Origin of the sequence: Limimaricola litoreus (assembly GCF_024159025.1) — a bacterium.
GTDB classification, from domain to species: Bacteria; Pseudomonadota; Alphaproteobacteria; order Rhodobacterales; family Rhodobacteraceae; genus Limimaricola; species Limimaricola litoreus.
The window spans coordinates 1-6,196 of sequence record NZ_JAMYXC010000034.1; the positions used below are offsets into that span (position 1 = coordinate 1).

At 66.7% G+C, this 6,196-nt stretch carries 6 protein-coding genes; all 6 read left to right on the forward strand.

Annotation, left to right across the window (positions count from 1 at the left end):
- Positions 1-157: 157 nt before the first annotated feature.
- On the forward strand, positions 158-1,411 hold the full coding sequence (locus NHG85_RS02760) for an ABC transporter substrate-binding protein (protein WP_253329601.1): 1,254 nt from the start codon (positions 158-160) through the stop codon (positions 1,409-1,411).
- A 63-nt stretch (positions 1,412-1,474) separates the two neighbouring features.
- A complete protein-coding gene (locus NHG85_RS02765) occupies positions 1,475-2,410 on the forward strand; it encodes a carbohydrate ABC transporter permease (RefSeq protein WP_253329603.1) in 936 nt (311 codons plus the stop codon).
- A gap of 10 nt (positions 2,411-2,420) precedes the next feature.
- On the forward strand, positions 2,421-3,260 hold the full coding sequence (locus tag NHG85_RS02770) for a carbohydrate ABC transporter permease (protein ID WP_253329605.1): 840 nt from the start codon (positions 2,421-2,423) through the stop codon (positions 3,258-3,260).
- Positions 3,257-4,291, forward strand: coding sequence for a Gfo/Idh/MocA family protein (locus tag NHG85_RS02775; RefSeq protein WP_253329607.1), 1,035 nt, complete (start codon positions 3,257-3,259; stop codon positions 4,289-4,291). The genes NHG85_RS02770 and NHG85_RS02775 overlap by 4 nt, the downstream gene beginning before the upstream one ends.
- Entirely contained in the window at positions 4,288-5,283 is a 996-nt protein-coding gene (locus tag NHG85_RS02780) for an ABC transporter ATP-binding protein (RefSeq protein WP_253329609.1), read from the forward strand. Before NHG85_RS02775 ends, NHG85_RS02780 begins: the two co-directional genes overlap by 4 nt.
- A 135-nt stretch (positions 5,284-5,418) precedes the next feature.
- Positions 5,419-6,196: glucosamine-6-phosphate deaminase (nagB, locus tag NHG85_RS02785; RefSeq protein ID WP_253329611.1), on the forward strand; the 778-nt coding region annotated here is incomplete at its 3' end.

Sequence of the window (6,196 nt, forward strand, 5' to 3'; positions counted from 1 at the left end):
GTGAAGCCCGCCTGCCTGATCGCCGCGGGCGCCACGCCCGAAACAGCGCGCGCCCTGCTCGACGCGCATGGCGGGCACCTGCGCCCCGCGCTCGGCGCGCTCAAGACACAACAAGACGCCTGAACAGGGCGCGGCAACATCAACACGGGAGAAGACAATGACCAAACGGATCATCCTCGGAGCCCTGCTCGGCTCGACCCTGCTTGCGGGGGCCGCGGCGGCGCAGGAGGTCACGCTGACCATCGAGAGCTGGCGCAACGACGACCTTTCGATCTGGCAGGACCAGATCATCCCGGCCTTCGAAGCCGCCCACCCCGAGATCAAGCTGAACTTCACCCCCTCGGCCCCGGCGGAATACAACGCCGTGCTCAATTCCAAGCTCGACGCGGGCTCGGCGGGCGACCTGATCACCTGCCGCCCCTTCGACGCCTCTCTGGCGCTGTTCGAGGATGGAAAGCTCGCCGATCTGAGCGATCTCGACGGCATGTCCAACTTCTCGGACGTGGCCAAGTCGGGCTGGAGCACCGATGACGGATCGGCCACCTACTGCGTGCCGATGGCCAGCGTGATCCACGGTTTCATCTACAACAAGGACGCCTTCGAGGAGCTGGGCCTCGAAGAGCCCGAGACGGTCGAGGAGTTCTTCGCCGTGCTCGACGCCTTCAAGGAGGACGGCGGCTACATCCCCATGGCGATGGGCACCAACGACCAGTGGGAAGCCGCGACCATGGGCTACCAGAACATCGGGCCCAACTACTGGAAGGGCGAGGAGGGCCGCCAGGCGCTGCTCTCGGGCGAAGCCAGCCTGACCGATCCCGAATGGGTCGCGCCCTACGAGCAGCTCGCCCGCTGGGGCGACTATCTCGGCGACGGCTTCGAGGCGCAGACCTATCCCGACAGCCAGAACCTGTTCACGCTGGGCCGCGCCGCGATCTATCCGGCGGGCTCGTGGGAGGTGTCGGGCTTCAACAATCTCGTCGATTTCGAGATGGGGGCCTTCCCGCCGCCGGTGCCCAATGAGGGGGACGAGTGCTACATCTCGGATCACACCGACATCGGCATCGGCATGAACGCCGCGACCGAGCATCCCGAGGCGGCGAAGACCTTCCTCGACTGGGTCGCCTCGCCCGAGTTCGCCACGCTTTATGCCAACGCGCTGCCGGGCTTCTTCCCGCTGTCGGACACCCCGGTCGAGATCGAGGACCCGCTGGCGCAGGAGTTCGCAAGCTGGCGGCAGGAGTGCAACTCGACCATCCGCTCGACCTACCAGATCCTGTCGCGCGGCACGCCGAACCTCGAAAACGAGACCTGGAACGCCTCGGCGCAGGTGATCAAGGGCGCGGAAACCCCCGCCGATGCGGGCGCGCGCCTGCAGGAGGGGCTGGCGAGCTGGTACGAGCCCAAGCCGTAACCCGACGCCGGGCCGGGCGCCTGCGCGCCCGGCCCTTGTCTTTCCTCCCACAGGAGATCCGTCATGCCCGGCACAGCCGTCTCTTCGCATGCGCCAAAGATCCGCTGGCACATCATCGTCTTTCTCGCGCCGGCGGTGCTGGTCTACACGGCGGTGATGATCCTGCCGCTGTTCGACACGCTGCGGCTCGCGCTTTACGACGAGGTCGAGGGAGAGCGGGTCTTCGTGGGCCTCGAGAACTTCCGCACGCTGTTCGGCGATGCCAACTGGTCGCGCCAGTTCTGGAACGCGCTCATCAACAACTTCTGGTTCTTTCTCATCCACATGGCGGTGCAGAACCCGATCGGCATCGCGCTGGCCGCGATCCTGTCGAACCCGCGGCTGCGCTTTTCGAGCTTCTACCGCTCGGCGATCTTCATCCCGACCATCCTCTCCTTCGTGATCGTGGGTTTCGCGTGGAAGCTGATCCTGTCGCCGATCTGGGGCATCGCGCCGGGGATGCTCGACGCCATCGGGCTCAAATCGCTCTTCGCGCCGTGGCTCGGGCGCGAGGAGACGGCGCTCACCACGCTGGCGCTGATCTCGGTCTGGCAGTTCGTCGGCATCCCAATGATGCTGATCTACGCCGCCCTCCTGTCGATCCCCGACGAGATCCTCGAGGCGGGCGAGTGCGACGGGGTCACCGGGCTCTCGGCCTTCTGGAAGATCAAGCTGCCGCTGATCCTGCCGTCGATCGGCATCATCTCGATCCTGACCTTCGTGGCCAATTTCAACGCCTTCGACCTGATCTATGCCGCGCAGGGCGCGCTGGCGGGGCCTGATTTCTCGACCGATATCCTGGGCACCTTCCTCTACCGCACCTTCTTCGGCTTCCAGCTGCAGCTGGGCGATCCGCACATGGGCTCGGCCATCGCCTCGGCGATGTTCGCGGTCATCCTGATCGGGGTCTGCCTCTACCTCTTCGGCATCCAGACCCGGATCCGCCGCTACCAGCTCTGAGGAGGCCGCGATGTCCACCGCACGTCACAACCCGCTCAACTCGGTCGCGGCCCACACCGCGCTCATCGCCTACACGCTGATCGCGCTGTTTCCGGTCTTCGTCATCGTCATCAACAGCTTCAAGGAGCGGCGCGCGATCTTCCGCGAGCCGCTGGCCCTGCCCGATGCCGAAAGCTTCAGCCTGATCGGCTACCAGACGGTGATGAAGCAGGGCAATTTCTTCCTCTACTTCCAGAACAGCTTCATCGTCACCGTGGCCTCCTTGTTCTTCATCCTGCTGTTCGGTGCCATGGCGGCCTTTGCGCTGGCCGAATACCGGTTTCGCGGCAACATGCTGATGGGGCTCTACCTCGCGCTCGGCATCATGATCCCGATCCGCATCGGCACGGTGGCGATCCTGCAGATGATGGTGTCGACGGGGCTGGTGAACACGCTCTGGGCGCTGATCCTCGTCTACACCGCCCAAGGCCTGCCGCTCGCGGTGTTCATCCTGTCGGAGTTCATGCGGCAGGTCTCGGACGATCTCAAGAACGCCGGCCGCATCGACGGGCTCAGCGAGTACAAGATCTTCTTCCGCCTCGTGCTGCCGCTGGTGCGCCCCGCCATGGCGACGGTGGCGGTGTTCAACATGATCCCGATCTGGAACGACCTGTGGTTTCCGCTGATCCTCGCCCCGGCCGAGGAGGTGAAGACGCTCACCTTGGGCTCACAGGTCTTCATCGGCCAGTTCGTGACCGACTGGAACGCGGTCCTCTCGGCGCTCAGCCTCGCGATCCTGCCGGTGCTGGTCCTTTACGTCATCTTCTCGCGGCAGCTGATCCGCGGCATCACCTCGGGAGCCGTCAAATGACCCACCGCGTCCTCATCGCCGGGCTTGGCAACATGGGGCTGAGCCATGCGCTGGCCCACCATGCCCATCCGCAAGCCGAGATCGTGGGGCTGGTGAACCGCTCGGCCCGCGCCCTGCCGGAGGCCCTCGCTTCCTATCCGCTCTTCACCGATTACGAGACGGCGCTGGCAGAGACGCGCCCCGACATCGTCGTCATCGCCACCTATTCCGACAGCCACGCCGATTACGCCTGCGCGGCGATGCGGGCGGGCGCGCATGTCTTCGTCGAAAAGCCGCTCGCCACCACCGTGGCGGATGCGGCGCGGGTGGTGGACTGCGCGAAGGAGACCGGGCGCAAGCTGGTCGTCGGCTACATCCTGCGCCATCACCCGAGCTGGCGGCGGCTGATCGAGGAGGCGCGGGGTCTGGGCGGGCCATACGTGTTCCGCCTCAACCTCAACCAGCAGTCCTCGGGCGCGACCTGGGAGACGCACAAGGCGCTGATGCAGACCACCTCGCCCATCGTCGATTGCGGCGTGCATTACGTCGACGTGATGTGCCAGATCACCGATGCGCGGCCCCTGCGGGTGCATGGCATGGGCCTCAGGCTCAGCGAGGAGATCCCCGAGGGCATGTACAACTACGGCCAGTTCCAGGTGGTGTTCGAGGACGGCTCGGTCGGCTGGTACGAGGCGGGCTGGGGCCCGATGATGTCCGAGACCGCGAGCTTCGTGAAGGACATCGTCTCGCCCAACGGCTCCGTGTCCATCACCGAAGGCAACAAGGGCGCCTCGGACGATGTCGACGGCCACACCAAGGTCGGCGCGATCCTCGTGCACCGGCCCGGCCATGACGAGACCGTCGAGATGCCGGACGAGCCCGGCCACCAGACGCTGTGCGATGCCGAACAGGCGCATCTGATCCGCGCCATCGACGAGGATATCGATCTTGCGCGCCACATGCAGGACGCGCTCACCAGCTTGGAGGTCTGCCTCGCCGCCGATGAAAGCATCCGCACCGGCCGGCCCGTTACCCTGGAGGAAACCCCATGACCGCCCTCAAGCTCGACCGCGTGACCAAGTCCTTCGGCAGGATTCAGGTGCTGCACGACATCGACCTTGAGGTCGAGGAGGGCGAGTTCGTCGTCTTCGTCGGCCCCTCGGGCTGTGGCAAGTCCACGCTTTTGCGGGTCATCGCCGGGCTGGAGGATGCGACATCGGGGCGGGTCGAGATCGGCGGGGCGGAGGTGACGCGCACGCCCCCTGCCAAGCGCGGCATCGCCATGGTGTTCCAGAGCTACGCGCTCTATCCGCACCTCGACGTGCGCGGCAACATGGCGCTCGGGCTCAAGCAGGAGGGCCAGCCCAAGGCGGTGATCGAGGAGCGCATCGCCGAGGCCGCGCGGATGCTGGAGTTGCAGCCCTATCTCGACCGCCGCCCCTCGGACCTCTCGGGCGGGCAGCGCCAGCGCGTCGCCATCGGCCGCGCCGTGACGCGCCAGCCGCAGCTGTTTCTCTTCGACGAGCCCTTGTCGAACCTCGACGCGGCACTTCGGATGAACACCCGGATCGAGATCGCGCAGCTGCACCGCGCGCTCGGCGCCTCGATGATCTACGTCACCCACGACCAGACAGAGGCGATGACGCTGGCCGACCGGATCGTGGTGCTGCGCGCGGGCCGGATCGAGCAGGTCGGCGCGCCGATGGAGCTTTACAACAACCCCGCCAACCGCTTCGTCGCGGGGTTTCTCGGCGCGCCCTCGATGAACTTTCTCGCGCCCGTTACGGAGGCCCCAGAGGGCGCCGTGCTCGGCATCCGCCCCGAGCATCTGCGCCCCGAGGCCGAAGGGCCGATCCGCGGCAGGATCACCCATGTCGAGCAGCTGGGCGGCGACACCAACATCGTGGTGGACACCCGGACGGGCGAGCAGGCGACGATCCGCATGTTCGGCCAGCATAGGGCCCGCGTCGGCGAGGAGATCGCAATGGGTTTCGACCCGGCGCATGGATTCCTCTTCGACGCCGAAGGGCGGAGGCTTGCCTGAAACAGGGGCGACGGCGCGGCCGGAATGGCCGGCGACAACGAGATGAAGTCTGCGGTCTGACCCTACTCCCGGGCGCGACCATCCATGGAAACTCCGGCGTGCCGCTCCCCAGGGGCGCCCCGGAAGGAGGATATGATGAAATTACTGATCCTGCCCGATCCCGCCGCCGCCGTGGCACGCTGCGCGCAGATCATCGCGCAGACCCTGACCGAAACCCCGCAGGCCGTCCTCGGGCTGGCCACGGGGGGCACGATGGAGCCGGTCTATGCCGATCTGGTACGACGCGCCGAGGCGGGGGAGGTCTCGCTTGAGCGGATGACCAGCTTCAACCTCGACGAATATGTCGGCCTGCCGCCGGAGCATCCGCAATCCTATCATACCTACATGGCCGAGCGGCTGTTCGGCCCGCTCGGGCTCGATCCCGCGCGCACGCATCTGCCGCGCGGCGATGCCGAGGATCCGGCCACCGAGGCCGCGCGCTACGATGCTGCGATTGGTCAGGCGGGGGGCATCGATCTGCAGCTGCTCGGCATCGGCGGCAACGGCCATATCGGCTTCAACGAGCCGAGCTCCTCGCTCGCCTCTCCGACGCGGGTCAAGACCTTGACCTCTGCCACGCGCGAGGCCAATGCGCGGTTCTTCGGGCCGGACGAGACGGTGCCGCGCTTTGCGATCACCATGGGCATCGCCACGATCCTGCGCAGCCGCCGCGCCGTGCTGCTGGCCACCGGTGCCTCGAAGGCCTCGGCGGTGGCGGCGATGGTGGAGGGCCCGCTCAGTGCCCGCTGCCCCGCTTCGGCGCTGCAGCTGCACCCCAGCGCGACGGTCGTGCTCGACACCGAAGCCGCCGCCGAGCTGGAGCTGCGGCAATATTACGAGACGGTTCACCCGAAAGGGCAGGAGGTGATGCTTG

Coding starts and splice junctions, on each gene's coding strand:
- NHG85_RS02760 (WP_253329601.1), top strand. CDS start 158: ATGACCAAACGGATCATCCTCGGAGCCCTGCTCGGCTCGACCCTGCTT.
- NHG85_RS02765 (WP_253329603.1), top strand. CDS start 1,475: ATGCCCGGCACAGCCGTCTCTTCGCATGCGCCAAAGATCCGCTGGCAC.
- NHG85_RS02770 (WP_253329605.1), top strand. CDS start 2,421: ATGTCCACCGCACGTCACAACCCGCTCAACTCGGTCGCGGCCCACACC.
- NHG85_RS02775 (WP_253329607.1), top strand. CDS start 3,257: ATGACCCACCGCGTCCTCATCGCCGGGCTTGGCAACATGGGGCTGAGC.
- NHG85_RS02780 (WP_253329609.1), top strand. CDS start 4,288: ATGACCGCCCTCAAGCTCGACCGCGTGACCAAGTCCTTCGGCAGGATT.